Raw genomic sequence first — 983 nt, 5'->3', positions numbered from 1 at the left:
ATGCGCCAGGAAGTCGAGCTGGCCAAGGCCGAGCTGAAGCAGTCGGCCACGAAGGCCGGCAAGGGCTCGGGCATGCTCGCCGGGGCAGGCGTGGCAGGACACTTCGTCCTTCTCTTCCTGTCCCTGGGCCTGATGTTCGCCCTGGGCGCCCTGATGCCGCTGGGCTGGGCCGCCCTGATCGTCGCCGTGGTCTGGGGCATCATCGCCGCGGTCCTGGCCTCGATCGGCCGCAAGGAACTCAAACAGGTCAAAGGCCTGCCCCAGACCGGGGAAACCCTGTCCGAAATACCCCCAACCCTAAAACCAGGTGAGGTAAACCGATGAGCGATAACCCGGACGCAATCCGTTCAGACATAGAAGCCACCCGCGCACGCCTGGGCACCAACGTCGACGCCGTGGCAGACAAAGTCACCCCATCCAACATCGTCCACCGCCAAACCGACAAGCTCAAAGACACTGTCAGCGGGGTCAAGGAGAAAATCATGGGCGCAGCAGACTCAGCCAACACCACCGTCCACAACACCGTCCACACCGGCGCCGGACACACCGGCAACGCACTGCACTCCACCGGGGACACCCTGCACGGAGCCAAGGACACCGCCGCGGCCAAACTCGGCGACGCAGGAACAGCGATCTCCAACGCACCGGACCAGGTCAAAGCCAAAACCCAGGGCAACCCCCTGGCCGCAGGCCTGATCGCCTTCGGCGCCGGCATGCTGATCTCCTCCCTGATCCCGGCCAGCCAAAAAGAACGCGAAGCCGCGGACCAGCTCAAAACCGCCGCCCAGCCCCTGGCCACCCAGGTCACCGACGCCGCCAAAGACATGGTCCAGGACCTCAAGGAACCCGCCCAGGAAGCCATGGAAAACGTCAAGGCCACCGCCACCGACGCCGCCCAAAACGTCAAAGCAGAAGGCCAACACGCCGCCACCGACGTCAAAGACCGCGCCACCGACGCCACCTCAAACGTCAAAAACACCTAA

Annotated in this window: 2 protein-coding genes; both read left to right on the top strand. The window is 64.4% G+C overall.

From position 1 onward, the window contains the following. Positions 1-324: phage holin family protein (locus HTS88_RS21970; protein WP_174182322.1), on the top strand; the 324-nt coding region annotated here is incomplete at its 5' end. Then, positions 321-983, top strand: coding sequence for a DUF3618 domain-containing protein (locus tag HTS88_RS21965; RefSeq protein ID WP_174182320.1), 663 nt, complete (start codon positions 321-323; stop codon positions 981-983). The genes HTS88_RS21970 and HTS88_RS21965, both read left to right, overlap by 4 nt.

The sequence above is a fragment of the Pseudarthrobacter oxydans genome (genome assembly GCF_013314975.1).
Classification (GTDB): Bacteria; Actinomycetota; Actinomycetes; order Actinomycetales; family Micrococcaceae; genus Arthrobacter; species Arthrobacter oxydans.
This window is presented reverse-complemented; position numbering and strand designations above follow the sequence as displayed.